Origin of the sequence: Mesorhizobium sp. M0815 (assembly GCF_040319995.1) — a bacterium.
Lineage (GTDB): Bacteria > Pseudomonadota > Alphaproteobacteria > Rhizobiales > Rhizobiaceae > Mesorhizobium.
Genome location: NZ_JAMYOU010000028.1, coordinates 46,351 through 69,760 on the forward strand (window position 1 = coordinate 46,351; position 23,410 = coordinate 69,760).

General features: G+C 61.8%; 25 protein-coding genes and 2 pseudogenes. 17 read left to right on the forward strand and 10 right to left on the reverse strand.

What is annotated here, in order from left to right; genetic code table 11:
* Positions 1-271: 271 nt before the first annotated feature.
* A complete protein-coding gene (locus NKI01_RS24805) occupies positions 272-1,192 on the reverse strand; it encodes a LysR substrate-binding domain-containing protein (RefSeq protein WP_023720293.1) in 921 nt (306 codons plus the stop codon).
* Positions 1,193-1,331: 139 nt separating this feature from the next.
* On the opposite strand from NKI01_RS24805, the gene NKI01_RS24810 reads away from it, so the two are divergent.
* Positions 1,332-2,210 carry an NAD(P)-dependent oxidoreductase gene (locus NKI01_RS24810; protein WP_023720294.1) on the forward strand — a complete coding sequence of 293 codons (879 nt, stop codon included), beginning with the start codon at positions 1,332-1,334 and terminating at the stop codon, positions 2,208-2,210.
* Between the two features lie 214 nt (positions 2,211-2,424).
* On the opposite strand, the gene NKI01_RS24815 is transcribed toward NKI01_RS24810, so the two are convergent.
* Positions 2,425-2,757 (reverse strand): antibiotic biosynthesis monooxygenase family protein, encoded by a 333-nt coding sequence (locus tag NKI01_RS24815; protein ID WP_352482021.1) that lies wholly within the window; start codon positions 2,755-2,757, stop codon positions 2,425-2,427.
* Between the two features lie 353 nt (positions 2,758-3,110).
* A complete protein-coding gene (locus NKI01_RS24820) occupies positions 3,111-4,547 on the reverse strand; it encodes an MFS transporter (RefSeq protein ID WP_352482023.1) in 1,437 nt (478 codons plus the stop codon).
* 120 nt (positions 4,548-4,667) lie between these two features.
* Here NKI01_RS24820 and NKI01_RS24825 point away from each other — a divergent pair, with 120 nt between their 5' ends.
* On the forward strand, positions 4,668-5,021 hold the full coding sequence (locus tag NKI01_RS24825) for a winged helix-turn-helix transcriptional regulator (protein ID WP_023720297.1): 354 nt from the start codon (positions 4,668-4,670) through the stop codon (positions 5,019-5,021).
* A gap of 18 nt (positions 5,022-5,039) precedes the next feature.
* Positions 5,040-5,348: an ROK family protein gene (locus tag NKI01_RS24830; RefSeq protein WP_156948117.1), complete on the forward strand. Its 309-nt coding sequence runs from the start codon at positions 5,040-5,042 to the stop codon at positions 5,346-5,348.
* Here the strand turns inward: NKI01_RS24830 and NKI01_RS24835 are convergent.
* Positions 5,291-6,304: a LacI family DNA-binding transcriptional regulator gene (locus NKI01_RS24835; RefSeq protein ID WP_023720298.1), complete on the reverse strand. Its 1,014-nt coding sequence runs from the start codon at positions 6,302-6,304 to the stop codon at positions 5,291-5,293. The genes NKI01_RS24830 and NKI01_RS24835 overlap by 58 nt on opposite strands.
* 158 nt (positions 6,305-6,462) lie before the next feature.
* Here NKI01_RS24835 and NKI01_RS24840 point away from each other — a divergent pair, with 158 nt between their 5' ends.
* Genes NKI01_RS24840 through NKI01_RS24860 form a run of 5 tightly spaced genes read left to right on the forward strand, consistent with a single transcriptional unit; the run spans position 6,463 to position 10,828 of the window.
* Positions 6,463-7,404: a sugar ABC transporter substrate-binding protein gene (locus NKI01_RS24840; protein WP_023720299.1), complete on the forward strand. Its 942-nt coding sequence runs from the start codon at positions 6,463-6,465 to the stop codon at positions 7,402-7,404.
* Between the two features lie 56 nt (positions 7,405-7,460).
* Positions 7,461-8,255, forward strand: coding sequence for an ATP-binding cassette domain-containing protein (locus tag NKI01_RS24845; RefSeq protein WP_352965037.1), 795 nt, complete (start codon positions 7,461-7,463; stop codon positions 8,253-8,255).
* Complete coding sequence (locus tag NKI01_RS24850; RefSeq protein WP_352965039.1) at positions 8,234-8,962, forward strand: ATP-binding cassette domain-containing protein; 729 nt, start codon at positions 8,234-8,236, stop codon at positions 8,960-8,962. The genes NKI01_RS24845 and NKI01_RS24850 overlap by 22 nt, the downstream gene beginning before the upstream one ends.
* 23 nt (positions 8,963-8,985) lie before the next feature.
* Positions 8,986-9,981 carry an ABC transporter permease gene (locus NKI01_RS24855; protein ID WP_352482025.1) on the forward strand — a complete coding sequence of 332 codons (996 nt, stop codon included), beginning with the start codon at positions 8,986-8,988 and terminating at the stop codon, positions 9,979-9,981.
* A 10-nt stretch (positions 9,982-9,991) separates the two neighbouring features.
* A complete protein-coding gene (locus NKI01_RS24860; protein ID WP_352590716.1) occupies positions 9,992-10,828 on the forward strand; it encodes an N-acyl homoserine lactonase family protein in 837 nt (278 codons plus the stop codon).
* 136 nt (positions 10,829-10,964) lie between these two features.
* Here NKI01_RS24860 and NKI01_RS24865 read toward each other — a convergent pair whose 3' ends face one another.
* Positions 10,965-11,924: a DMT family transporter gene (locus tag NKI01_RS24865; RefSeq protein ID WP_352515704.1), complete on the reverse strand. Its 960-nt coding sequence runs from the start codon at positions 11,922-11,924 to the stop codon at positions 10,965-10,967.
* A gap of 401 nt (positions 11,925-12,325) precedes the next feature.
* On the opposite strand from NKI01_RS24865, the gene NKI01_RS24870 reads away from it, so the two are divergent.
* The 5 genes and pseudogenes from NKI01_RS24870 (at position 12,326) to NKI01_RS24885 (ending at position 15,542) form a co-directional block, all read left to right on the forward strand.
* Entirely contained in the window at positions 12,326-13,657 is a 1,332-nt protein-coding gene (locus NKI01_RS24870; RefSeq protein ID WP_352918991.1) for a PQQ-dependent sugar dehydrogenase, read from the forward strand.
* A 168-nt stretch (positions 13,658-13,825) separates the two neighbouring features.
* Positions 13,826-13,939: pseudogene (locus tag NKI01_RS30890) on the forward strand (transposase); the annotation flags it as partial.
* An 826-nt stretch (positions 13,940-14,765) separates the two neighbouring features.
* Complete coding sequence (locus NKI01_RS24875; protein ID WP_023720306.1) at positions 14,766-14,951, forward strand: hypothetical protein; 186 nt, start codon at positions 14,766-14,768, stop codon at positions 14,949-14,951.
* 49 nt (positions 14,952-15,000) lie between these two features.
* Positions 15,001-15,252, forward strand: coding sequence for a hypothetical protein (locus tag NKI01_RS24880; protein WP_352482027.1), 252 nt, complete (start codon positions 15,001-15,003; stop codon positions 15,250-15,252).
* The gene (locus NKI01_RS24885) at positions 15,249-15,542 is read left to right on the forward strand and encodes a hypothetical protein (protein WP_352482028.1); all 294 of its coding nucleotides are present in this window, start codon (positions 15,249-15,251) and stop codon (positions 15,540-15,542) included. Before NKI01_RS24880 ends, NKI01_RS24885 begins: the two co-directional genes overlap by 4 nt.
* 77 nt (positions 15,543-15,619) lie before the next feature.
* Here the strand turns inward: NKI01_RS24885 and NKI01_RS24890 are convergent, their stop codons facing one another.
* Positions 15,620-16,087, reverse strand: a complete 468-nt coding sequence (locus NKI01_RS24890) for a DUF995 domain-containing protein (RefSeq protein WP_156948081.1) — start codon at positions 16,085-16,087, stop codon at positions 15,620-15,622.
* Between the two features lie 79 nt (positions 16,088-16,166).
* Between NKI01_RS24890 and NKI01_RS24895 the strand changes: the two are divergent.
* Together NKI01_RS24895 and NKI01_RS24900 are read left to right on the forward strand one after the other, a co-directional pair.
* Positions 16,167-16,340: pseudogene (locus NKI01_RS24895) on the forward strand (recombinase zinc ribbon domain-containing protein); the annotation flags it as partial.
* A 61-nt stretch (positions 16,341-16,401) separates the two neighbouring features.
* A complete protein-coding gene (locus tag NKI01_RS24900) occupies positions 16,402-16,863 on the forward strand; it encodes a hypothetical protein (protein WP_023719289.1) in 462 nt (153 codons plus the stop codon).
* Positions 16,864-16,908: 45 nt separating this feature from the next.
* Here the strand turns inward: NKI01_RS24900 and NKI01_RS24905 are convergent, their stop codons facing one another.
* The 4 genes from NKI01_RS24905 to NKI01_RS24920 form a co-directional block, all read right to left on the reverse strand.
* On the reverse strand, positions 16,909-17,067 hold the full coding sequence (locus tag NKI01_RS24905) for a hypothetical protein (RefSeq protein ID WP_352482029.1): 159 nt from the start codon (positions 17,065-17,067) through the stop codon (positions 16,909-16,911).
* Between the two features lie 143 nt (positions 17,068-17,210).
* A complete protein-coding gene (locus tag NKI01_RS24910; RefSeq protein ID WP_352591652.1) occupies positions 17,211-20,414 on the reverse strand; it encodes an efflux RND transporter permease subunit in 3,204 nt (1,067 codons plus the stop codon).
* Positions 20,411-21,541 carry an efflux RND transporter periplasmic adaptor subunit gene (locus tag NKI01_RS24915; protein ID WP_352482102.1) on the reverse strand — a complete coding sequence of 377 codons (1,131 nt, stop codon included), beginning with the start codon at positions 21,539-21,541 and terminating at the stop codon, positions 20,411-20,413. The genes NKI01_RS24910 and NKI01_RS24915 overlap by 4 nt, the downstream gene beginning before the upstream one ends.
* A 324-nt stretch (positions 21,542-21,865) precedes the next feature.
* On the reverse strand, positions 21,866-22,357 hold the full coding sequence (locus NKI01_RS24920; protein ID WP_352642748.1) for a DUF1194 domain-containing protein: 492 nt from the start codon (positions 22,355-22,357) through the stop codon (positions 21,866-21,868).
* Positions 22,358-22,730: 373 nt separating this feature from the next.
* On the opposite strand from NKI01_RS24920, the gene NKI01_RS24925 reads away from it, so the two are divergent.
* Both NKI01_RS24925 and NKI01_RS24930 read left to right on the forward strand, forming a co-directional pair.
* Positions 22,731-22,895, forward strand: coding sequence for a hypothetical protein (locus tag NKI01_RS24925; RefSeq protein ID WP_023719283.1), 165 nt, complete (start codon positions 22,731-22,733; stop codon positions 22,893-22,895).
* A gap of 79 nt (positions 22,896-22,974) precedes the next feature.
* Positions 22,975-23,163 (forward strand): hypothetical protein, encoded by a 189-nt coding sequence (locus NKI01_RS24930; RefSeq protein WP_352482032.1) that lies wholly within the window; start codon positions 22,975-22,977, stop codon positions 23,161-23,163.
* The last annotated feature ends 247 nt before the right edge of the window (positions 23,164-23,410 follow it).

A 23,410-nucleotide genomic window follows, 5' to 3' on the forward strand; every position in this document is an offset into this window, starting at 1 on the left:
TTGCCGTACGAAGGCAGAGGTCATGGGTTCGAATCCCTTCGGGTGCACCAAACACCGCCATTTGCCGCCGCCTACGGCGCACGCGCCGGCCAGAGCACGCCAGCCTAGCAGGGGCGGCGACTGATTGAGTTCGAATCCTTTGAGGCGATGACGGCTCGGCCCTCATTTTGCGACATTTGGGGTCTGGTCGCACGTAAGCGGACATCACACTTCGGCGCCCACGACGCCCCAGCGATCGGCCCAGGATTCCAACGTACCCGCCCTAGGACTATCAGTCTGCATTGATTGGGTCTGCACCTTGTGGCCGTTGCGAGAGTTCAGCGATCAGATGGTCGGCAACGACCCTAACGGAGGGGAGCTGCCCGCGACGATGCGGCATCAGCAGAGTCGTCGCCACGCCACGCGCTGTCCAGTCCGGTAAGATGCGGACAAGCGCGCCGGACTCGATCAGCGGCGCACAGAAGCTGCCCGCCAGGCAAGCCACGCCGAGCCCGGCCCTCGCGGCTTCCCGCAAGGAGACGGTTTCGTTGGCGATATAGCGCGGAGATGGCGTGACCTCCGCAACGACGCCTTGCCCATCGTGAAGCGTCCAGACCCTCTCCGACGACGATGCCATAATCCCATCGAGCCCGTTCGCTTCCTCGGGTCGAGAAGGCATGCCGTTCTTCCGAATATAGTCGAGCGAGGCGACGAGCCAGGCGGGGTCGTAATCGATGCGACGTTGCACGAGTTCGGTATCCGGCAACGGGGCGAAGTGGTTGCGGATGGCGATGTCGAAACCTTCCTGCACGATGTCCACGAACCTGTCGGAGACGTCGAGCATGATGCGGACCTTCGGATAGCTCGCTGCGAGACGCGGGAGGATCGCCGCTAGACGGAACTGGGCGATCGGCAGCGATGCCGTGATCCGCACCGTTCCGCTCGGTTCCGCAAGGCGACCCTTGATCACATGCTCGGCCGCCTCCGCTTCGATCAGCATGGCGGCGGCATGACGATGAAAATCTCGGCCGATCTCGGTCACGGTGAAGCTGCGCGAGGTCCTCTGGACCAGACGCACGCCAATCGCCTTTTCCAGCTCGGAGAGCCGCTTGCTGAGAGTGGACTTGGGGATGCCCAGGGCACGCCCCGCCGCAGCGAAGCCGCCATGATCAACTACTTGAACGAAAACGAGGAGGTCGTTGAGATTCAGCATCCGGAGCTCTCATCGTTCCTAAATGTGGACGATAGGTCTACAGATAACCCACTACTGCTTCTGCGTCCAATATTGCATCTCTTTGTAGCCGCCGCCGTGGGGCGGGGCTGCAATTCGGAACGTAGAAGGACGCACGTACATGGCCAATATCTCGATCCTCGGCCTCGGGGCCATGGGGCAGGCGCTGACCGCCCGATTTCTTTCGCAGGGCCACACGGTCACGGTCTGGAACCGCACGCCCGGCAAGGCCGCATCACTGCTTGCCAAAGGCGCGCGCGAGGTGAAGTCCGCCGCCGACGCGACCGCCGCAAGCGACGTCACCGTGATGTGCGTGCTGGACTATGCCGCGTCGGATTCGGTGATCGATGATGCGGCATCGGCGCTCTCCGGGCGTTCGCTGGTCAATCTGACCAACGGCACGCCGGCACAGGCGCGCGCCACGGCCGAGCGGATTGCCAAGCTGGGCGCCGCCTATCTCGACGGCGGCATCATGGCGACGCCTCCGATGATCGGCGGCGAACATGCGCTTATCCTCTACAGCGGCTCCAAAGCGGCCTTCGATGCGCACGCCCGAACGCTCGAGGCGCTTGGCGCCGCGAACTATCTCGGCGGGGATGCCGGGCTGGCATCGCTGCACGACTTGGCCCTTCTTAGCGGCATGTATGGCCTTTTCGCCGGCTTCTTCCACGCTACCGCGCTCGTAGATTCCGAAGGCATTGGCGCGGGCGCTTTCCTCAAGCTCCTTGGCCCATGGATGACCGCGATGATGGGCGAGCTGCCGGGATATGCGGAGAAGATCGACAGCGGCAGGCATTGCGTGAATGTGGTGTCGAACCTCGGGATGCAGGCCGCCTCACTGGACAACATCCTCACAGCTACCCGGGAGCAGGGCGTCGCGACCGATCTGCTCGACCCCATGCTGGACCTGTTCCGCAAACGGGTGGGAGGCGGATTCGGAGATGAGGATATTTCAGGTGTTTTCGAGCTGATCCGGCGAAAGAGCGGGAAAGGCGGGTGAAGCCGTCGTGGATGGCGCCATATCCCTCGCCGCTGCCGACATTCTCGGCCTCCCGGGGAGGCGGTGCACCAGCGTCCAAAATGAACCCAGCTTCGGGGTTCGCTGCCCGCCGGCAAGCGGTTCGTCATCCTCTCCTCGCGCGGCGATGCGGGATACACTCCCGGCGGTCGGCTGGAATTCGAGTTTTGCACGGGATGATGGCTGGAACACTCGGTCAGGCTCCGCTTGATCCGGACGACTTCCCTGCGTCCTCAATGACGTCGTAGTGGCATACACGCGGATCGAAGGAGAGCAGCTCGGCGACAGCGCCCGGTTCGACGACCGCCTTTTCGACATCTGACCCGGCAAATCTGCCGATGGCCTCCATCGATTGCCACCGGGTCTGCACCTGAAATTCGATTTCGGCATCAACTTTGCGCACGCTCAACTGCGCTCCGAGAAATCCGGCCGTCTGGAGCAATGCCGGAAGGACACTGGTTCTGAAGTGGTTGGGATAACCGTGCGGATTGGACGCCGCGGCGCGAGCGCGCCATTGACGAATAACCATCTTGCTCTCCTCGATGCGTTGCCGCCAAGCAGCGGCATGTGGACCTCAAATATCTAATGCACAACTCTGGCCGCGCTGAGCCAGGCTGGGCAACCACGTCGGCGACGTCAGCCAGCGTATCGTCGTCGACGCGGGGCAACTACAACTCGATTCGCTGTCGGCCCAAGGCGTCGCGGAACTCGATCGGGCCGGGGCGCGCGCTGCTGAGCAGTTCTGGTTTCGTAGACGCGTCTAAGCATCGGCACAGCCTACATATTGACTTGTATGATGCAACCCATATGGCCCGTCGCAGGCTGTGCCGCCTCGCGTTTGCGCATCTGGTAGGGGAGCCGCGACGGCGGCTCCCCAATTCCTCATACCCCGACGTGCACCGGCGCAGGGGCCGGCGTTCTGTCCCGCGAAAGAAGGAGCAGCGCAAGCGTTGCACCGGTGGCGGCAATGATCACACAGGCCCAAAAGCCCGCCGCATACCCTGCGGTCAGTGCTGCGGGGGTATCCGACGTCCCCGTCATCGAGACAGCGACGGTGGCGGTGATAGCTACCCCCAGAGCAGCGCCAATCTGGAACATCGCGCTGTTTATCCCGGACGCGAGGCCTGCGTCGGCTTCCTTGACCTTCGAGAGAGCTGCAACGGAACCGGCAACGGCAGCCATTCCGATACCAGGCCCGAAGGCGATCAAGCCCGGAAGCAGATGCGCGAGGTAGGTGCCTTCGGGAACAATGAAGGTGAAGAGTGCGCACCCAGCGCCCATCAAGAGCATGGCGATCACGGCAATCGCACGCGCCCCGGCCCGACCGATCCATTTACCCGTCAGTGTTGAGGAGACGATCGACAGGATTGCATAGATCATCGTGCCAAGGCCAACGACAAGCGGCGAGTAACCCAGGACCTTCTGGGCATAAAGCGACACCAAAAGTGCCATGCCGAATACGAGCGCCCCGGCGAAGAGCATGGTCAGGTTCCCGCCGACAAATGAGCGAGACCGAAAGATGGCAAGGGGAACAAGCGGGTTATTCACCCGCCTTTCGATCAGCACGAATGCGCCGAGCAGTCCGAGCGTTGCACCCAACAGGCCCAGGGTTTTCGGATGGGCCCAGCCAACGCTGGGAACCTCGGTGATCGCCAGTACGAATGCCACGAGCGCCGCGGTAATCGTCACGGCGCCGCCGAGATCGAAGCCACCGCGGCTGCCGATAGCACGGCTCTCGCGCAGCGTGAACGGGCTGAGCCCCAGGATCATGGCGCAGATGGGGACATTAATGAAGAACACCCAGCGCCAACCGGGCCAATCGGCAAGCGGTCCACCCACCAGCAGCGCGGCGGTGGCCCCGCCGGCTCCCATCGCGGACCATAGCCCCAGGGCTCGATTCCGTTCATTTCCCTCGAAGGTGGTCATGAGGATCGATAGGGCGCTGGGGGTCAATACGGCAGCGGCAATTCCTTGAACAACCCGGGCACCGATGAGAAATCCTGGATTGCCGGAAAGCCCGCACGCCAGCGAGGCGACAAGGAAAGCAGCTGTGCTCGCCATGAACAGGCGCCGCCGACCCAACAGATCCGATACTCGACCCCCGAGAAGAAGAAGCCCGCCCAGAGCCAGCATGTAGGCGCTCATCACCCACTGCACCGCGGATGGGGTGAAACCGAGTTGTGCCTCGATCGAGGGTAAGGCGAGGAGGACGATCTGTCCGTCAAGGCAAACCATAAAGAAGGCTACGCAAAGTACCGCCAATGCAATCCAGCGTCGTGGATCGGGTGCGGCGGAAAAATTCTTGGATGGGATATCCATGGGAAAGTCCTTTTGCTTGCCTGCGGCGCGATAACGCCACGAGGGAGGCGCAAGGTGATTGACTTACCGCCGGTTTGGCAAGTACCTACTATTTTGTAGGTACCCTATCGGAGCGATGTGATGGCAACGAACTTACCTGAAGCCTGCGGCCTGGGGCCGGCATTCCTTGTGATCAGCGGCAAGTGGAAAGGCACGATCCTCTGGCTTTGCCGGAAGCAGCCGCGGCGGTTTGGCGAGTTGCGTCGCCTTATTCCCGACATGAGCGAGAAGATGCTCATCCAGCATTTGCGAGAGATGGTGGCGGACGGACTCCTTGACCGACACGATTTTGGGGAGGTTCCGCCTCGCGTCGCATACTCGTTGACTGACCTAGGTCTGGAGCTGGACGACGCTCTTGCTCCGCTTGCGCACTGGGGTCTCAAGCATTCGGATCGACTGACACGGGATCGACCAATGTCGCTGGTCAAGGCGTAGCGCCTTAGGTGCGGCGGTGTGCTGTGCGCGAGTATCGTTCCGACCTTGTTTGGGCCGACCCTCGAACAGCCGATCTTCGCCGAAAATGAGAGCAACTGCTCGGCCATTGCGGAGTTGATGTGGGGTGCGGCCGTCGGCCAAGACGACTTCGTGCTCCTCAAGGTCGATCTGGGCGTCGGCGGGCCATTGTCCAGCACGGCCGGCTTCGATGATCCGGCTTCGCTTCAGCGGTGCTCTGAGGCTCGTTGTTCCGCACCATTGCGGGTCCGTCACCCGATATCCTTACGCAGCGGCGCGCAGCTCTCGCCAACGATCAGTGCCGGCTGAAAAACGATGTTGCGCACGGGCTCCGACACTCTTTCCTCGATGCGGTCGACGAGCAGGCGCAGCGCTTCGTTGGTCATGTCGGCAATGGGATGTTCCGTTCTCGTCAGTCGCGGCTTCAGGCCTCCGGCGCCTGCGACGGTGTCGGTAGAGGCGACCGAGACGTCTTGCGGACAGCGCAAGCCGAGATCGGCAATGGCGCGCATCACGCCGATCGCCATGACGCCGTTCGCGACATAGATCGCCGTGGGACGGTCGGGCGAACCCATCATGTCGCGGGCCACCGAATAGGCGGCCTCCTCGCGAAATTCGCCGGACCTGACATGGCCAGGCTGCGGAGTTAATCCCCGCGCGGCCATCGCGTCGATCATGCCGTCAAGCCTGCCCTTGCTGGTCGACAGTTGCATCGGCCCGGTGACCGAACCTATGCGGCGATGCCCAAGATCGAGCAGGTAGTCGACCGCCTGCCTGCCGGCTGCCCGATTGTCTATGCTCACCGTATCGGCGCTGTTGCCTTCGATCGGTCGACCTAGAAGAACGGTCGCGATGCCTTCGAACTCATGCGGCTGATATTGATTTGCGGCGCCCACCGGAACCAGAACCATTCCGTCGCAACCGAGGGTGCGAATCCGCGACAGGATGCGCCGTTCGGTGTCGGGCTTTTCATCGCTGTTGAAGAGAACGAGTGAATAACCCCATGCCGCGACCGCTGCCTCGGCCGACCAGACGATGCGTGCGTAAAACGGGTTCGAGAGATCGGCCACCGCAAGGGCGATCAGCTGGCTGCGGTTGCGACGCAGATTGCGGGCGGCCAGCGACGGTTCATAGCGCAGCTCGCGAATGGCGGTGACGACGCGAGCCCTCAGCTCGGGACTGACAAAGGCCGTATCGTTCATGACGGCCGAAACCGTCGCAGTCGATACGCCTGCCGTTCTGGCGACGTCTTTGATGGTGGCCATTTTGCCCCGATAGCTAATCGTTTCGCTGAACTTTGGTTCAGATTTATCCCTGTGTCCAGCGGATTCATGCTTGCATTGGACTGCGTTTTGCAGGACGTTAGCGAAACGGTTTGCTGTCAAGGGGCTCTGACGGCAGACTAGGCGAAGGGAGGAACTCCATGAAAAATCTAGCTTGCATTATTGCCGCAGGAGCGCTCTCGCTCGCGACGGCCAGCGCTGCCGCGCAGGACAAGCCGCTTCTTGGCGTTGTGTCGATAAGCGCCACCGAGGCCAACAATGTCCGCTACATCCAGGGCGCGACGAAGGCCGCCGACGAGCTTGGCTGGAAGACCAACGTCGTGGATGCCGCCGGCAGCGCCGACCAGGCGAACGCGGCGATCCAGAATTTCGCGCAGCTCAAGGCGGATGCGATCATCGACATGGTGTTTCCCTATTCGTCGATCGGCGCCGGTCTGGCCGCCGCAGGCGACGCTGGAATACCTGTGGTGACCTGGGGCGGCGGGCTCGGCTCGACCGTTGCCGCAACCAACGGCTCGGGCGGCCCGATGGCGATTCCGGTCGTGGATCTGATGGTCAAGAAGATGGACGGCAAGGGCTCGATACTGGCGCTCACCTACCGGACCGGCGAAGTCTGCCGGAACCGCGAAGTCGTCATGGACGAGATCGTCGCCAAACACCCCGAGATCACCGTCACCAAGAACGAGGTGCGTATTCCCGGCTATTTCGAGGACGGCGCCCAGTACGCCAATGCGTGGCTGGCGTCGCATCCGGCCGGCAAGGAAAACCTGGCGATCTGGGGATGCTGGGACGACCCGGCGATTGGCGCTATCGGCTCGTTGCGCGCCCAGGGGCGCGACGACGTTCTCGTCTACGGCATCAACGGCAATGCCCAGGCGCTGGAGAACATCAAGAATGGCTTCATGACCGCCACGGCCTGGCAGGACAGCTTCACCGAGGGCTACAACATGGTCAAGATGTTGAAGGACATCAAGGACGCAGGCGGCGCATGGCAAGCCAAGGCAGCCGAGGTTCCGGCGGTGCTGGTGACCAAGGAAACCGTCGACGCCTTCCTCAAGGACCATCCGGAAGCCATAAAGTAGGACTTGGTTTGGCGGCGGCGTTCACAAGAGGTGCGCCGCAGCCGGGCGGCGCTGAAATGACGGTCCCATTGCTGGTCGCACGCGATATCGCAAAGGCCTTCGGCGGCACCCAAGCGCTGAAAGGCGTATCGCTCGATATTGCGCCGGGTGAAATCCATGGCCTTGTCGGCGCCAACGGTGCAGGCAAGTCGACCTTCATCCGCATCCTCGCCGGACTGAACCATCCCGACGCCGGTCGTATCGAGCTCGACGGCCGCCGCCAGGAGATTGGCACGCCGCAACGGGCGACCGAACTCGGCATGAGCTTCATCCATCAGGAGCTTGCGTTCGTGCCGGGCATGACCGTGCTGCAGAACATCATGCTGGGCGTCCCGAAGAAAACGCGCTTCGGGCTGACCGATTGGCGTGCAATCGCGCGTGACGTTGCGCCGATCGCCGGTCGCGTCGGCATATCGGCGCCGCTCAACGCCAGCGTGAAGGGACTTTCGACGGCCGAGATATGGCTGATCAACATTTGCCGCGCCCTGGTGCGCAAGGCGCGCCTGATCGTCATGGACGAACCGACCGCATCGCTTGCCGCAGGTGAAGCGGAACGGCTGTTTGCGATTGTCCGCGATCTTTCCGCGTCAGGGGTGTCGGTGCTCTACATCTCGCACCGGCTGGACGAGATCCTGAACCTGTGCACGCGCGTGTCGGTCTTCCGCGATGGCCGCTCCGTCGCCGAACTCGCCGGAGACGCGCTCCACCGCCCCGCGCTGGTCGAGGCGATCGTCGGCGGTGCAATTCGCGACACTCAAAGGACGGCCACCGCAAGGGCACGCGGCGTGTCGTGCTGGAAGCGAAGAACCTGACGCGGGTGCCGAAAGTCCGCGGCGTCAGCCTTGAGCTTCACGCCGGCGAAGTGTTGGGCATCGGCGGCCTTGTCGGCGCCGGACGAACGGAGCTCGCGCGGCTGCTTTTCGGGGCGGACCGGCCGGACAGCGGCGAGATGGCGCTGATGGGCCGGCCCTATACGCCCTCTTCCCCCGCGGCGGCCGTCCAGGTGGGGCTTGGGCTGGTCCCGGAGGAGCGCCGGGCGGAAGCGCTCTTCCTGTCCAAGAGTATCGCCTTCAATCTGAGCATCGCCAATCTCGACAGGGTCGCTTTCGGTCGCTACCTGCCGCTGATGAACCGCCGCGCCCGCACGTCTATGGCCGGCGAGATGATCCGCGCCCTGTCGATAAAGGCGCGGAACGCGAGCACGCCGGTCGGCCGTCTCAGCGGCGGCAATCAGCAGAAGGTGGCGATCGGCCGCTGGCTCCAACGCATACCGAAGGTGCTGATCCTCGACGAGCCGACGCGAGGCGTCGATATCGGAGCGCGCACCGAGATCCACCGACTGATCCGCCAGCAAGCCGAGGCAGGAATGGCGGTTCTGGTGATTTCGTCGGAACCGGACGAGTTGCCTGAGCTGTGCGATCGCGTTCTGGTGATGGCGGAAGGCCGCATCGTTCGCGAGCTGACCGGCCTAGCCATGTCGCGGAAGGCAATCGTCGAGGCAAGCTATGTCGAACCCTAAGCACTGATGGAGGACCATCCCTGATGAGCGATGTTGCGATAAGCGCCCGGCGTCTGTCGCCCGGAACCAAGGCGGCGCTCGGTATCTTTGCCCGCTATGGGACGATCATTGGGCTTCTGGCGATGATCGTCACGTTTTCGATCCTGTCGCCCGCCGCCTTTCCAACCGTGGGCAATTTCACCAATGTGCTGAACCAGGCTTCGCTGGCCATGATCATTGCCGGCGGGCTGACACTGGCCGTTGTCGTTGGCGAACTCGATCTCTCCATAGGCTTTGCCGCCAGCCTGCACGGCATTCTGATCACCGGCTTCGTCGTCCACGACAAGCTGCCAATCCCGCTTGCGGTGGTCATCGTCATCGCGCTGGGCGCGGTGATCGGTCTGGTCAACGGCTTCATCGTCACCAAGATCAAGGTCAATTCCGTCATTGCGACGCTGGGCGTCGGAACGATCCTTACAGGCCTGGCCTTCGCCTATTCCGCCGGCGTTCCCATTGTGGCGGGCGTGCCGGAGGCATTTCTCCAGCTTTCCCTTGGCCGCTGGCTGTTCGGCATTCCCAACAACATCATCGTCATGATCCTCGTTCTCGGCGGGCTTTGGGTGCTGGTCGAGCGAACGCCGCTCGGCCAGGAGATCCAGGCCGTGGGCGGCAATGCGGTGGCTGCCCGCCTTGCCGGCGTGAATGTCGATCGTATCAAGATCCTCGGTTTCGTCATTTCGGGAATGTGCGCGGCGCTGACCGGAATACTGCTTGCCTCGCGTCTCGGCAGCGGCACGGCCAGCGCCGCGGACTCCTACTTGCTCACCGCATTCGCGGCTGTGTTCCTTGGTTCGGCGACGCTGCGTGACGGGGAATTCCATGTGCTCGGCACATTGGTCGGCGCTCTCATCATCGCCTTCGGCTTCAACGGCCTCAACATTTTCGGCGCCCCGACCTTCTCGCAATATGTGTTGCAGGGCGCCATCCTGATCATTGCCGTGGGCATGGCGAGCCTGGGCCGCTCGCTGGCGGAACGCTGAAGGAGAAAGCATGACAAGCGAAAACACGCATTGGGAGGTTTACGTCGTCGAATTCGCCCGATCGAAGCAGCAGCCCTGGGTGGATCTCGTCGCAGGCATGTATGACGATGGCAAGGTCGATCTGCCCTTCTCCTTTGTCCTGCTACGCCATGGCGACCGCAACGTGCTGGTCGACACCGGCTTCATTCAGGAAACGAGCACAGCCTTCTCGCTGAAGTTCGACATTCCCCACTGGATTTCGCCGGTTCGCATGCTGGGCGAGCTTGGCATTGCAGCCGGCGCGATCACCGACATTTTTGTGACCCATGCGCATTTCGATCACATGGGATCGATCGCCGAGTTCCCGAATGCAAATCTCTATATCCAGAAAAGCGAATTGCTGTCCTGGTATGAGGCGATCGCATTGCCGCCGCGGTTCGGTTATCTCACCGCCATCATCGATCCCGACACGTTGCGCGCCGCCCTTGATGCATCGGTCGAACACCGCGTTTCGCTGATCGATGGCGACAAGGACGACGTGCTGCCGGGCATCCATGTACGGCTGGGAAGCGGCCACACGATCGGACAGCAATTCGTCATCGTCCAGTCCGCGCGGGGCAAACTGGTCGTCTCCGGCGACTGTGTCTATTCGAAGCGCCAGATCACCGGACACAAGCACGACGGCGTCTATGCGCCGCTGAACAATGCCGTCGGCAGTGTTTGGGAGCAGCTGAAGACCATCGACCGCATCAACACCGCGATCGGCGGCGATCTTGGGCAACTGATCGTCCTGCACGACATAGAGCGATGGAAGGGTCTGCCGGTCATTGCGGAAGTCGAAGGGTTCCGGATCGTCAGGGCCGGATAGGAAAATCGAAGGCGGCCTTCGCGGCAGCCTCTTCCTACGGAGCTCGACCGGTGACGCAGCTCTCATGGGCCGCTCCGGCCGAAAGGACTGTCAAAGACTTACGAATTGCTGGCCGAAGCGACGGTGCTGAGGTTCGCTACGCGACACGCACCGTGCGCTGCCTCGGCTTGATCGCGGTGGCGAGCAGCAGGCCGGCGACGATGAAGGCGGCGCCGGCGAGATCGTAGTCGTGCAAGCTTTCGCCAAGGAACAGATAAGCGAGCACGGCGACGAAGGCGGTCTGCAGATAGAGCAGCATGCTGGCGCGCCCGGCGCCAAGCGTCTCGACGCTGCGGTTGTAGAGATAGTACATCAGAGCGCCGCCCGGGCCGGCAACATAGGCGAGGGCCAGAAGGCCGTTCGCATGCAGCGCCGAACGATCCCCGGAAAACAGTTCCCAGAGATAGAGAGGCAGTGCGGCCAGCGCGCCGGCTCCCAGCAGCAGGACCACCATCGGCAGAAGCTCAATGCCGAATTTCGCGCGACGCAGCAGCACGGTGTAGAGGCCCCAGCAAAGCGCGCTGCCGACGATCCACAACTCGCCGGGATTGAACCGTAGCTGCATCAGCGCGGCAAGGTCGCCGCGCGCCACGATCACCACCATCCCAGCCAGAGCGACCAGCGCTCCAAGCGCTTTCCAGACACCGAGGGGCTCGCCAAGCACGAAGCGGGCAAGCACCATGGTCATGATCGGCGACAGCGCCATGATGATGCCGGCGGTTGTCGCGTTGGTGTAGTTGAGGCCCGTGTAGATCATGCCCTGACACAAGGTCAGCCCGATGGCGCCGATGGCCAGCACCTCGATCACCCGGGATTGGATCAGCACGAGCATCGCCCCGTGATGACGATGGACGATAGGCAGCAGGATCGCGCAGGCGAGCGTCAGCCGCCAGAAGCAGAGCGCCCAAGGCGGCATCTCGGGGGCAACCCACTTGGCGGCAATATAGACGCCGGCGGACAGGAGCCAGCAGAGCGTCGCGAGGGAATAGGCGAGCGGAAGTGATGCGCCGGGTGTCGCCTTAGCTACATTTGGCTGTGCTATCGGCAGTGATTGGATATCCGTCTCCTCCCATCGCAGACTTTAGCAGATTTGCAGCGTCTTGCTAAGCAGCAACAACAGCTGGTTCACCGGCTGGTGCAATCGGTGGGTCATTGTGGGTCCCGCCGTTCACGGTCTCGTTCCATTCGAACGCATGTTGGCCCATGAGCAACTCGATACCGAAAAGCGCAAGCCGTATCGATTTCGCGCGATACGAATCTGAGATTCATATTGCGCGACAGATATTCGCGCGGTTGCCACAATCTTCTCGCGCCATATTTCTGCCGAGAGCAGATCTGTCGCGAATTCCTGGCCCTCGGATCCGAGCGCCGCTGTTTTTTTCGAAGCAATTGGAAGAATAAGCCACTGACTTCCGTTTGCACAAAGAGCGCGACACATATCCATGCGGAGGACGTCCGATGCATGCCGGCTTCCGAGGGAGCGTACTCGTAGCGGTGTTGGGCGCCGTCATGGCAAGCTGCGCCGGCATCCCGGCGCAAAAAACCGGGGCAATAACCGGCTATGGCCCCAACCCCACTTTACCGAAACCAAGACCGACGCTGATCCCGACTGTTAACATCGCCGAGGCGAAAGGCTGGCAGAAAGGAGGTATGCCGACCCCGGCGAAGGGGCTGACAGTGAACGCCTTCGCCACCGGCCTCGACCATCCGCGCTGGCTGCATGTGCTTCCGAACGGCGACGTTCTGGTTGCTGAAACCAATGCCCCTGCCAAGCATGACGAAGGCTTCAGTCTTAGAAAGGTCTTCATGGACCTGGCTATGAAGCGGGCTGGCGCCGCGACCAAAAGCGCCAATCGCATCACGCTGCTGCGCGACACCGATGGCGACGGCATTGCGGATGTGGGCACGACGTTCGCGGAAGGCCTCAATTCGCCCTTCGGCATGACGCTGTCCAAAGGCAAGCTCTTTGTCGCGAACACCGACGCGCTCGTCGCTTTCCCCTACTCCAATGGCCAGACCCGAGTCAGCACGTCGCCGGAAAAGATCATCGACTTGCCGGCCGGGGACCTCAACCATCATTGGACCAAGGACGTGATCGCAAGTCCGGATGGACGCAAGCTCTATGTCACCGTTGGTTCCAACAGCAACGTTGGAGAAAACGGCATAGCCGCGGAGAAGAACCGCGCCACTGTCCTTGAAGTGGATCGGTCGACCCGCCGCACGCGGGTCTTCGCCTCGGGCCTGCGCAACCCGAACGGGCTCTCCTGGAATCCTGAAACTGGCGAGCTTTGGGTCGCCGTGAACGAGCGTGACGAGATCGGCGACGATCTCGTGCCGGATTACATGACCTCGGTTCGTGACGGCGCTTTCTACGGCTGGCCCTACAGCTACTACGGACAGAACGTCGACGAACGCGCTAAGCCGCAGCGCCCCGATCTCGTGGCGACGGCGGTCAAGCCCGATTACGCCCTGGGCTCTCATACCGCCTCGCTGGGACTGACCTTCTCCAAAGGCGCCCGGCTCGGTCCGACCTACGGCAACGGCGCCTTCGTCGGCCAGCACGGCTCGTGGAATAGAAGCGTGCACAGCGGCTACAAGGTGATCTTCGTGCCGTTCCATGGCGGCAAACCGAGCGGTCCTCCGAAAGATGTGCTCACTGGCTTCATCGGGCGTAATGGCGAGGCGATGGGCCGTCCGGTCGGCGTTGCTATCGATCAGACTGGCGCACTGCTCGTCGCCGACGACGTCGGTAACGTCATCTGGCGGGTCCGCCGGGCGAATGGCCGTTGAGCGCAGGTGCCTTTCTGATTCCGACCTCACCAGCCTTCGGCTACAGCGCCACGCCCGATATGGCTGCATTCGGCTACGATCTCGATGCATATGGCAGGCTGAGCGACCCGAGACATAGGTGACATTTTGTACCGGACACATGGGTAACACTTTTGGCTTTTGGCCGGAGGCATTTGGCTCGTCAGCTTCATGCACTATGATCTGGGATATCTCGACCTGGAACAGAGGACGTTGCAGACCATCGGCAATCCGTTCGGCACGAGATTGTCACCCATGTCTTAGGTACAAACTGTTACCCATGTCTCCGGGCTGGACAAATATCTGAATTTGGTAGCGGGAGACCGCTACATCGCAATACCCACTATCGAAGACGCGTCTTCCATTTTCGCCGGCATGCGGCGTAGCTGCAAACTACGAATCTGGGGTCAGGAGTTCGAATCTCTCCGGGCGCGCCAACATTTCAATGACTTAGAAGGACATCGCAGACTAGAGAGAGAAATTAGTCTGCGATTTAGTCTGCGGAGTTCATCGTCTTTCTCTGGTCTCGACATGTGAACGACGGAGAGTTCCTAGCCAAGGGTCCAGTCGCTAGGCTGATGCGCTCACCTCTCGACGTGAACGGTGCGCTGAGGCTTCTAACCAGGATTACACCTGCCGTAGCAGTAGGGAAGCTGAACGTCCGAAGTTGGCGCAATCGCGCAGTTCCCGAAACGAAAAGTCTGACCCGCAGACGACGAACGTCTGCCGCGACGTCAATGTCGGCTTTGCGGGGGCCTCGCCCTACGCCGGAATCCGTTTCGGCAACAAGGCACGAGCCCGGGATCCCAAACAACAACTGCAGAGGAGAGCGCTTTGATCCGGCGTTGCGTACAGGATCGAATGACGCAACGGATCGACAGCCGCACACTTGTGCCAGGAAGCGGATCGCCAGATTTGGCTCGAGAGCAGGCATTTCGGACTTTTGGGATAAGTCCGGTTCGGGGCATAGTTCATGCCGATGCTCGCGGGGCGCTTGAAGGTCTGGCTCTGACCTTCCGAGCCACGGAGCCGCAACTCCACTTTCGGCTACAGAACTGCTGGCCAACTCCAAGTTCAGATTCTGCCCAAAATGAGCGCCGCCAAGGAGAAGATGACCTTCGCCGATCTGGAGCCGCTGATCTGTGACGCGGACAACGTGGCCGACGTCTTGCTGACCATGCTGGAGGTCTTTTCCACAGTACCTGACGGGAATTTCGTTCTGACCCAAGCGAGGGGGAGCGCCTTTTCTTCATTGCCACCATTGCAGAGCAGATGACGCGGAAGGTTAAGAACGCCTACTACGAAACCCTCGGGGGCGCCGCCTCATGACCGCGCCTTCAGATGACCTCGACGACCTGCAATTCGATACTGGGAACCTGCACCACTTGCTCGAAGTGCTCTATGGCCAGACCATGGAACAGGAGTTCGAGCGCGACGGGAAGAGGGTCGCTTTGGCGGACCAAATAAGCGCGCTGGCCATGATCGCCCGCGACCTCGCCGAACGTCTGAACGAAGCGGCTGGAGCGTGTATCGACAACGCGATGGCCGACGCCAAGGCCAGAAAGGCGGCATCATGAGCGCCGTCCCGACCGTCGAACCGTTCTGCGTCTCTGACACGTTCGTCACTGGTGCCGGCCCACTCCAATTTATGGGCGACAATCTCAGGCTGACGCTGCATGTCCTGCAGCGCTCGACTTATGACGGCGGCACAGAAAATGCCGTGGTATCAAAGATTGTTGGAAGTCGCACCGATATGCTGAAAATCGCCGCCGCCATTCTCAGTGCTTGCAACTCCCGGTCAACGCCAGCGGACAGAGCGGTGGAAAACTTCATGGAGTTCCTTGAAGGGCCCGCTGGGCGCCACTGAACCGGCACCCAGACGGAACTGCTAAGCCGCCGCCTCACGGTGGCGGGCTTTTTCCTTGCGTGTTCCTGTCGCTTTTGTCACTCCCCGCCTGCAGCAGCGTATTTTTTCGCCACTAAATCTCCGTCCTTAAGCTTCTTAACGGTAGTGGTAACATACCCGCTCTTTAGATCCGGCTTTGATCCATCATAGTGGACAGACCAAAGGTCATATATCCTTTTTCCAGAACGCCAAAATTTGTTGCAGTCCCTGTAGATTTTTGGATCACCCTTTGGCTTATTCTTGGCGCACATCTCATTGCCACTTACGCTCCAAGTGCCCTTAAAAGTTGCCGTTACCTTAGGTTTGCCAAAGATTCCTTTGGTTGTGCCGTCAGATGCATAGTAAATGCTAGAGACGTCATAAATACCGGTCTTGCCTGAATATATCGCCTTGACCTCGGCTGCGGTTAATTCGACCGCGTCCTTCGGCAGCTTGCCGGCCCATGCGGACGCACACACAAAACTAGTCAAAGCGCCGCCTAACAGAAAAATTGCAAATGCACGCATAAAGACCTCCCTCTCTTTGCCCAAGCAATGACTAATTTAGCATTTCCTCAGAGGAGAATCGAGGCAGGAAATCGCCGACGTGAGGCACTTGCGCTGGCACACCCCGCTGCGCTGCGGCGCCTGCGGGTCGGGCATGTCGGTCAAGGACAGGATGGGTCGCCTGACGCGCATCATGTGCACGCGCGCCAAGGAATCGCGCTCATGCACCAATGTCAGGCCCTATGCGCTCGATCATATCGAAGCGACGGTCATCGACGGGTTGCGCGCCAGGTTGAACGACAAGGCGCTGATCGACCACTATGTCGCTGCCTACAATGACGAGCATCAAAAGCTCTATTCGGGGCAGGGCGCCTCGCGAAAAGGCCGCCCAGCGGCTCGACGCCGCCAGGCGCGAATACGACCGCGTGCTGAACGCCTATGTCAAAGGCATGATTTCGGAAGCCGAAGCCGAGCAGCGCTTGCCAGTGCTACGCGAGGAGCGCCAGCACCTCGAGGCCGAGCTCGCCGTGCTGCCGCAGCCGCCGAAGGTCGTGACGCTGAAGCCGGCGCTTGTCGCCCGCTACATCCGCGATCTGGAAGCGCTCGCCGCCGCGATCGGAGAGAATGGCTTCGTCTCGGAAGAAGCCAAGAAGATCGTCCGCGACGTCGTGTCGACCGTGACAGTCTACCCGCCGAAGGCAGGCGAGCAGCCGTCGATCCTGATTGATGGATACCTGTCAAACATGGTCGACCAAGGCCTTGGCCACCTCGTCTCCGTTCGGGGGGAGCGATGGTAGCGGGAGAGCGCTACCGCCTTTCCCCAGACCCTATAATCTACCAGTTCAGGCTTCGTTACTGCGGTTGAGTAGAGCCGTCTGCTGGGAATCAAATTCGGGGGTCAGCAGTCTAATCTCTTCGGTCGTGCCAGATATCTTAAACGAATCAAAATCCAGCGCTTTGGTCCGGTGTTGAAAGGCAGCTTCGCGCCTGATTTCGGTCATAGAGATCAGCTTCGCCGCGTCCTGAAAGCAGACATCGCAAGCGAGGACTCCAGAGGTCGCGGTTGTCGCGCAGATCGTGGCCGTTACCGCGCCGCCGATTTTCTGGAGTGATAAGCCGCGCCCGACGCGGCGAATTCGTAACCCTACTCGGCGGCCGTCTCCGATGGCGCCTCTGCCGGCCCCGAAGGCTCGGCCTCGGCACGGGGCTTGCGCCGTGAAAACAGCGACCTGAGCGTGACGTAGAACACCGGCGTCAGGAACAGGCCGACGAAGGTGACGCCGAGCATGCCGGAGAACACCGCGGTGCCCAGCGACTGGCGCATTTCTGCGCCCGGGCCCGTTGCGATCATCAGCGGCACGACGCCCAGGATGAACGAGAAAGCGGTCATCAGGATCGGCCGCAGCCTGAGCCGGCAGGCTTCGACGGCAGCCTCGGCGGCCGACAGGCCGCGTTCCTGCGCCTGGCGCGCGAATTCGACGATCAGGATCGCGTTCTTGGCGGCAAGCCCTATCAGCACGATGAGGCCGATCTGCACGAGGATGTTGTTGTCCAGCCCTCGGAAAGACACGCCGAGCAACGCCGCGAGCACGCCGAGCGGCACCACCAGCACAATCGCGAACGGCAGCACCCAGCTTTCATATTGCGCCGCCAGCGCCAGGAACACGAACAGCACCGACAGTCCGAAGATATAGACAGCGGCATTGCCGGTGTTGCGCTCCTGATAGGCGAGCTCGGTCCATTCATAGGAGGTACCGGCCGGCAGCGTCTTTGCCGTGATCCCTTCCATCAATGCCAGCGCGTCGCCCGTGGAAACGCCGGGCGCGGCGTTGCCCTGCAGCGGCACCGAGACGTACATGTTGTAGCGCTGGACCAGCGCCGGGCCGGTGACGTCGCGGATCTCGATCAACGTGCCGAGCGGAACCAGCGCGCCGGTCGCCGAGCGCACCTTCAGTTTCAAGATGTCGGCGCGATCGAGGCGGAACGCCTGGTCGGCCTGCGCCCGCACCTGGTAGACGCGCCCGAAAGCGTTGAAGTCGTTGACGTAGGCGGTGCCCAAATTGATCGACAGCGTCTCGAAGATGTTGGGGATCGGCACGTTCAGGATGCGCGCCTTGTCGCGATCGATCGCCAGGAAGAATTGCGGGCTCGACGCGGAGAACGTGGTGAACACGCCCGTCAGCCCCGGCGTCTTGTTGGCCATGCCGGCGATTTCGTTGGCAAGCGCCAGGATCTGCCGCATGTCGGCGCTGTTGCGCTCCTGGATCTGCAGCTTGAAGCCGCCGGCATTGCCGACGCCGCGGATCGGCGGCGGCGGCAGTGCGATAATGAAGGCTTCCTTGATGCTTTGCAGGCTGCCGAACAGATTGCCGATGACCTGGGTCGCCGACTGGCCGGCTTTCAGTCGCTCGTCAAACGGCTTGAACCTGGCGAAGATCACGCCCGCGTTGCTGGCGTTGGTGAAGGTCGCGCCGGAGAAGCCGGCGAAGGCGACTGCGTAGTCGACGCCTGGCGTTTTCTGGATGATCTGCGACGCCTGCTGGATGACCGCATCGGTCCTCGACAGCGAGGCGCCGTCCGGCAACTGGACGACGACGATCGCATAGCCCTGGTCGAGCGACGGAATGAAACCGCGCGGCACCGCCTGCACCATGTAGACCGTGGCGTAGATGAGGGCCGCGAAAACGGTCAGCATGGCGGCGATCGTTATCCACGACCCGACTAGCACGCGGATGATGCTCGAATACCAGTGGGCGACCCTGTCGAAGCCGCGATTGAAGCCGTCGGCGAGCGCCCGTCCGAACCGCGCCAGGAAAAAGCGCGGCGGCGCCGCCGCAGCGTGATGCGGCTTGAACAGCAGTGCCGCCAGCGCCGGCGAAAGCGTCAGCGAATTGAATGCCGAGATCGCCGTCGACACCGCGATGGTGATCGCAAACTGCAGGTAGAACTGCCCAGAAATGCCGGGGATGAAGGCTGTCGGTACGAACACGGCTATCAGCACCAGCGAGATCGCGATGACCGCCGTTCCGACTTCGTCCATGGTCAGGTGCGACGCCGGATTGGGCGCCAGCCCTCTGGCGATATTGCGCTCGACGTTCTCGACCACGACGATCGCATCGTCGACGACGATGCCGATCGCCAGAACGAGGCCGAACAGCGTCAGCATGTTGAGCGAGAAGCCGGCGGCGTAAAGCACCGCCAGCGTGCCGATCAGCGACACGGGGATCGCCACGATCGGCACGATCGCCATGCGCCACGATTGCAGGAAGACGATGATGACGATGATGACCAGCAGCATCGCCTCGAGGATTGTCTTGTATACCTCCTGGATCGACTCGGCGACGAACTCGGTCGGATTGTAGACGATGTCGTAGCTCAACCCCTTCGGGAAGTCGCGGGAAAGCTCCTTCATCTTGTCCTGGATCTCCGCGGCTGCGGCGAGCGCATTGGTGCTCGGCCGCTGGAAGATGGCGAGCGCCACGGCCGGTTTGCCGTTGAGATAGGAGTTGGTGACGTAATCCTTGGCGCCGAGCTCGATGCGCGCCACGTCCTGCAGCGAGATCAGACGGCCGTCGTCGGTCGATTTGACGATCACGTATCGGAAGTCGCGTGCGTCGTTGAAGCGGCCTTGCGTGGTGACCGTGTACTGGAACGCCGTGCCGGTGCTGGTCGGCGGCGCGCCGATCGAGCCACCCGACACCTGGACGTTCTGGTCGCGCAGCGCCTGCACCACATCGCCCGAGGTCATCCCCAGGGCGGACAGTTTTTCCGGATCGAGCCAGATGCGCAGCGAATATTCGCGTTCGCCGAAGATGATGAGGTCGCCGACGCCGTCGAGTCTGAGCAGTATGTCGCGCACCCGCGAGCGGGCGTAGTTCGAGACGTAGAGCTGGTCGTAGGTATTGTCGGGCGACAGCATGTGCACGACCATCATCAGGTCGGGCGAGGTCTTGGTGGTGGTGATGCCGAGGCGGCGGACTTCTTCGGGCAGGCGCGGCTCGGCGACCGACACGCGGTTCTGCACCAGCACCTGCGCCTGGTCGAGATCGGTGCCCAGCTTGAAGGTGATGGTCAGCGCCATCGCCCCGTCGCCCGATGAATAGGACGACATGTAGAGCATGCCCTCGACGCCGTTGATCTCCTGCTCGATCGGCGTTGCCACCGTCGCTGCGACCGTCTCGGCGTCGGCGCCCGGATACTGCGCGCGAACGACGATGGTCGGCGGCGCGATCTCGGGATATTGCGCGACCGGGAGCTGGGTATAAGCAATCCCGCCGAGGATCAGCAGGACGATCGAAACGACCGATGCGAAGATCGGACGGTCGACGAAGAAATGTGCGAACCTCATTGCTGCAACTCGGCGGTCTCGGCCTTGGGCGGCAACGTCACCATCTCGACCTTCACCTTGGTGCCGGGCCTGGCGTGCATCAGCCCGTTGACGATGATCGTCTCGTCGCCGGTCAGGCCCGCGCGGATCACCCGGTAGCCGTCGAGAAGCGGGCCGGTGCGCACAGGCTTGGCCGACACCATCCCGGCCTCATCCACCAGGAACACGATGCGGCGATCCTGATCGGCGCCGATCGCCTTGTCGGGCACCAGCACGCCGCTATGCGGCAGCGACCCCGGCACGTTGATGCGCCCAAACATGCCTGGCTGGAGAATGCCGTCGGCGTTGGGAAAACTTGCACGCACCCGCATGGTGCCGGTCGCGTTGTCGATCCGGTTCTCGGCAAAATCGAGCTTGCCTTTGAATACCGCCTCCGCGCGGTCGGCGACGCGAACCACCACCTCGAGCCCGCCGGCGCCTTCCTGCATGCTGCCGCCACGCTCCTTCGCGTCGCGGGCGTAGCTGAAATACAGGCGCTCATCGACGTCGAAATAGAAGTCGATCGGATCGCGCGTAACGATGGTCGTCAGCAAGGTAGAATCCGGCTGCACGAGGTTGCCGACCGACACCAGCCGGCGGTCGATGCGGCCGGACAAGGGCGCCTTGATCTCGGTGAATTCCATGTTCAGGCTGGCCGTCGTCAGCGCAGCCGTCGCGCCCTGCATCTGCGCCTGCGCCGAAAGGTATTCCCGCCGGCGGTCGTCGACCGTCGCGGTTGAGATATTGCCGGTCTTGGCGAGTTCGTCGGCGCGATCCAGCTGCATCTTGGAGAATTCGAGCAGACTCTTGGCGACGTCCACTTGCGATTTGGCGGCATCATAAGCCGCCTGGTACGGACGCTGGTCGATGGTGAAGAGCAGGTCGCCCTTGTTGACCAGTGCGCCGTCCTGGAAGCTGACCTTGTCCAGATAGCCGCTGACGCGCGAACGGATGGCGACCTGGTCGACGGCTTCGAAGCGCCCGACGAACTCGTCGTCCTCGACGATTTCACGGACCACCGGCTTGGCCGCCGTCACCGCGGGAAGCTGCTGGTCCTGCGCAAACGCAGTGCTGCTGAAAGCCATGCCGAGCAGGAATGCCGTCGACATGGCGGCGCGGGCAAGCCAGCCGGCCGATCGACGGGGTCGCCCGCCCGCGTCGCGATGCAATTGCCCATTCTCTGGGGTGTCCATTTGCGTCCTCGCTCGCTGGACCGGAGGTCGGTTGATCCGCTTCTACGCTCAGGCTTCTCGTCGAGATCAGAGCACTGCAGTGTTGTGCATGGCAACATGATCATTTTCCATGTGGGCTGAAATGTCCACCCTGTGGCTGCCCCGCCACCGGGCTAAAAGTCAGTCGCGAATTAAGGGATTCAGGATTCCTTTGATGGACGGCCTATGATTCATATTGGTCGAAGGAGACCGATATGGGCATTACCACGCCGGCCGGATTCTAATGGACTGCAACACTTCGGCATCGAGCAGTGCGTTGACATATCCCTCCCGCTGCAGCCGTTGTTCCGTCTCGCTCGTTGAAGACGATACATCGACACAAAGAACCAGTTCGAGATCCACCGAGGAAACCTGCTCCGCCGTGGCCGACAGCGACGTTGTCAGGCTCACCGCCACAGCGAATAGCACGCCTCGTGCCCGTTCGGGTTTTCTCCGACCAGCGAAGCGTGGAATGAAGGACATCATCTCGGCGCGTCCATCCGGTTGGTCAAACGGGAGGATGCTGCGGCGGCAATTGCACGCGGCGTCAGCCGCGAAACCGCGCGCACCCAACTCGGCGACGGAAATGAAAAACCCGCCAAGGGGCGGGTCTAAATTACGTTTATGGTAGCGAGAGCCCGTTTTGCTGCTTCCCCCCCGAATGTTCCAATACCATTCGGCTGGCAGGACTCGGTCAGGAAGTAAGACCTCCATGCGCCTTCAGAATCCTGGCTTCTTGCAGCAGCATCGTGCCGATGCGGAGGCGGACATGAGCGTGGCCCTACTGATGCCGCGCGAGCCGGTCCATGGGTGCGTTTGCTTCGGCCAACCTAGCCAGCGCTTGCTCGACTTTTTGAGCCGAGGCGTCTGTGCGCTGGATATGCCTCACCATTTCCCGCCTCAGCTGCGCGAGCCTTGCTGCGCGAAATACGTCGCCGTATCTCGCAGTTTCAAGGTGGAGGGTCGCGAGCCTCATGGGCGACGATTCCAATTATCTCGCAGTAGAATTCGCGGAGCCGACTTTCGTTCCGATGTCCGACCTTACGCTCGCAAAGGGCTGGCCGGAAGGCCGGGACGAGATCGTCCGATGATGCTGCTCAGTCGACCTGCTCAATCTCCGGACCTGGTTCAGTCGGCAGACCTGCCCGCAAAAGGCAAAGACAAACCTTCCGACCAGTGGAAGACCGTGACGCGGGAACGTGTCGAGCGGCTCGTCAACGCCTATCGCTCGGCAGAAAAGTCAGGCAACTAGAAAGCGCGTTCTGGTCTGCGGTCCAAGTCGAGATGATCAGGCAGTCCTGTCGTGGCAGTCAGCCCGGAGGGACCGCTGCGTGACCCGTGCGAACTCTGTCAGCGCTGCAGGGATCGATCTTCGTCAGCCGCGATCTCGCCTCTACCACGCGCCGTTGCGCGGCCTGTATTCTTCTGCACATCGCGAGATTCTCGGCCAGCATTTCTTCAGTGCGTTGAAGCGCGAGCTCGGTCCGGTGAATGCGCTGCCTGGCGTTGGCAACTTCTGACGTCAAAATATCGGCCGCCATCCCGTGGCCGTGGGGTTCCATAGTGTCCATTGATTTCTAATACATGGGGGCCGATATCGTTCCCTGATTTCGGGCGAAACGGCGGGCCGCAGACGGGCGGCGACACATTTTGAATCATTACCGTTAGGAGCCCGGAAGAAGGTAAGCGGGCAGCTGAGGCCGTTCAGCGCTGGTAATTCCATGGCATGAGGGCGTCGATATCGCTGTTTGGCCAGCCATTGGCAAT

Excerpts from the sequence above, each read along its gene's own strand:
- NKI01_RS24805 (WP_023720293.1), bottom strand. The coding sequence starts at position 1,192 with ATGCTGAATCTCAACGACCTCCTCGTTTTCGTTCAAGTAGTTGATCAT.
- NKI01_RS24810 (WP_023720294.1), top strand. The coding sequence starts at position 1,332 with ATGGCCAATATCTCGATCCTCGGCCTCGGGGCCATGGGGCAGGCGCTG.
- NKI01_RS24815 (WP_352482021.1), bottom strand. The coding sequence starts at position 2,757 with ATGGTTATTCGTCAATGGCGCGCTCGCGCCGCGGCGTCCAATCCGCAC.
- NKI01_RS24820 (WP_352482023.1), bottom strand. The coding sequence starts at position 4,547 with ATGGATATCCCATCCAAGAATTTTTCCGCCGCACCCGATCCACGACGC.
- NKI01_RS24825 (WP_023720297.1), top strand. The coding sequence starts at position 4,668 with ATGGCAACGAACTTACCTGAAGCCTGCGGCCTGGGGCCGGCATTCCTT.
- NKI01_RS24835 (WP_023720298.1), bottom strand. The coding sequence starts at position 6,304 with ATGGCCACCATCAAAGACGTCGCCAGAACGGCAGGCGTATCGACTGCG.
- NKI01_RS24840 (WP_023720299.1), top strand. The coding sequence starts at position 6,463 with ATGAAAAATCTAGCTTGCATTATTGCCGCAGGAGCGCTCTCGCTCGCG.
- NKI01_RS24845 (WP_352965037.1), top strand. The coding sequence starts at position 7,461 with ATGACGGTCCCATTGCTGGTCGCACGCGATATCGCAAAGGCCTTCGGC.
- NKI01_RS24855 (WP_352482025.1), top strand. The coding sequence starts at position 8,986 with ATGAGCGATGTTGCGATAAGCGCCCGGCGTCTGTCGCCCGGAACCAAG.
- NKI01_RS24860 (WP_352590716.1), top strand. The coding sequence starts at position 9,992 with ATGACAAGCGAAAACACGCATTGGGAGGTTTACGTCGTCGAATTCGCC.
- NKI01_RS24870 (WP_352918991.1), top strand. The coding sequence starts at position 12,326 with ATGCATGCCGGCTTCCGAGGGAGCGTACTCGTAGCGGTGTTGGGCGCC.
- NKI01_RS24875 (WP_023720306.1), top strand. The coding sequence starts at position 14,766 with ATGAGCGCCGCCAAGGAGAAGATGACCTTCGCCGATCTGGAGCCGCTG.
- NKI01_RS24880 (WP_352482027.1), top strand. The coding sequence starts at position 15,001 with ATGACCGCGCCTTCAGATGACCTCGACGACCTGCAATTCGATACTGGG.
- NKI01_RS24885 (WP_352482028.1), top strand. The coding sequence starts at position 15,249 with ATGAGCGCCGTCCCGACCGTCGAACCGTTCTGCGTCTCTGACACGTTC.
- NKI01_RS24890 (WP_156948081.1), bottom strand. The coding sequence starts at position 16,087 with ATGCGTGCATTTGCAATTTTTCTGTTAGGCGGCGCTTTGACTAGTTTT.
- NKI01_RS24900 (WP_023719289.1), top strand. The coding sequence starts at position 16,402 with ATGACGAGCATCAAAAGCTCTATTCGGGGCAGGGCGCCTCGCGAAAAG.
- NKI01_RS24905 (WP_352482029.1), bottom strand. The coding sequence starts at position 17,067 with ATGACCGAAATCAGGCGCGAAGCTGCCTTTCAACACCGGACCAAAGCG.
- NKI01_RS24910 (WP_352591652.1), bottom strand. The coding sequence starts at position 20,414 with ATGAGGTTCGCACATTTCTTCGTCGACCGTCCGATCTTCGCATCGGTC.
- NKI01_RS24915 (WP_352482102.1), bottom strand. The coding sequence starts at position 21,541 with ATGTCGACGGCATTCCTGCTCGGCATGGCTTTCAGCAGCACTGCGTTT.
- NKI01_RS24920 (WP_352642748.1), bottom strand. The coding sequence starts at position 22,357 with ATGGAGGTCTTACTTCCTGACCGAGTCCTGCCAGCCGAATGGTATTGG.
- NKI01_RS24925 (WP_023719283.1), top strand. The coding sequence starts at position 22,731 with ATGATGCTGCTCAGTCGACCTGCTCAATCTCCGGACCTGGTTCAGTCG.